At 61.7% G+C, this 1310-nt stretch carries 1 protein-coding gene; it reads right to left on the reverse strand.

The window, feature by feature from the left end:
• Positions 1 to 155: 155 nt before the first annotated feature.
• The gene (locus tag NKH60_RS34905) at positions 156 to 1235 is read right to left on the reverse strand and encodes an IS5 family transposase (RefSeq protein WP_352509991.1); all 1080 of its coding nucleotides are present in this window, start codon (positions 1233 to 1235) and stop codon (positions 156 to 158) included.
• Between the last annotated feature and the right edge of the window lie 75 nt (positions 1236 to 1310).

Genomic DNA, 1310 nt, shown 5'->3' on the forward strand with positions numbered 1-1310 from the left:
CTGGACACCTCGAACTACCGGCATTTCCAGAGTGGGTGGTGCGACAATGAGGTTGCGAACAGCCTGACGCGCGGCGGGGGCTGGATTTCGGTCGTTGGGGCTGATGCTGGTTGCCGATTTCGGCATCGCGGCGGCGTTTTCCGCCGCTCTCGCCGTCAGGCGAAAGCAGTTCGCCGTTGGTGCCAGACGAAGCGGGTGAGATTGTAGGCGAGGTTGGCCATGCCGATCTTGGTGCAAGCGCGAGCGATGCCAATCGTGCGGACAAACAGGCCCATGCGGGATTTCTGCTGCGCGAAGACGTGCTCGACGAAAGCGCGGATCTTTGAGCGCCGGCCATTGGCCCGTGCCATCGCCTCGCTCATCGGCCGGCCTTTCGGCTTCTTGTGATGAATGTCGGAGACGTAGCCGTTCTTGTCCAGCCACGCCTCATTCTTCTTCGAGCGATAGGCGGTGTCGGCCCATACCGTCGAGCCGGTGTTGTTCTTGTCCAGCACGTTGCGAAGCTGCGCCCCGTCCCAAGCCGAGGCGCCGGTGACGTTCCAGCCGCGGATGAAGCCGTGGCGGCGATCGATCGAGGCATGGTTTTTGTAGCCGAAGGCGGGAACGGCGATATCGCGCTGCTTCGTCTTTCCCTCCTCATCGGCCTTGGCCTTCGAGAACTTCACGGTCCAGCGCGCGTCCCGGTCCTTCTGGCGCAGCTTGGCTGGTTTCTTCTGCCACTCGTCCGGCACCTTTCCTGCCTTGATGTCAGCCTTTTCAGCATCGGAATTGCGTTGCTTCGGCGCCGCCACGATCGTGGCATCCACGATCTGGCCACCCATCGCCAGATAACCGGCCTTGGTGAGGTGCTTGTCAAAACGGGCGAACAGGTTGTCCACCGCCCGGGCCTGCGTGAGGTGCTCCCTAAACAACCAGATCGTCTTGGCGTCGGGCACCTTGTCGCCGAGCCCCAACCCGAGGAAACGCATGAAGGAAAGCCGGTCTTGGATCTGAAACTCGGTCTGATCGTCCGAGAGACTGTAGAGCGCCTGCAGAACCAGGACCTTGAACATCATCACCGCATCAAAGGGCGGCCGGCCGCCTTTGGCGCCATCGGAGCGCTTCAGCGCCTTGGCCAGCGGTTTCCGGAAAACCTCCCAAGGCACCACCGCGTTCAGCTTCTCCAGTGGATCGCCGGCCGCGCTCAGCCGGACATAACGCTCGTCAATGTCCCAGAATCCAGCCTGGCCTCGCATCCAACGCCTCCGTGCAAATCACCAGGCGAAGTGAATCAAAATGCGGTCTCGATTGCCAGGTTTTTCGAGGTGTCC

Origin of the sequence: Mesorhizobium sp. M1006, from assembly GCF_040318825.1 — a bacterium.
Lineage (GTDB): Bacteria > Pseudomonadota > Alphaproteobacteria > Rhizobiales > Rhizobiaceae > Mesorhizobium.

Bases quoted from the DNA above. Each gene is read 5' to 3' on its own strand.
- NKH60_RS34905 (WP_352509991.1), bottom strand. From the start codon at position 1,235: ATGCGAGGCCAGGCTGGATTCTGGGACATTGACGAGCGTTATGTCCGG.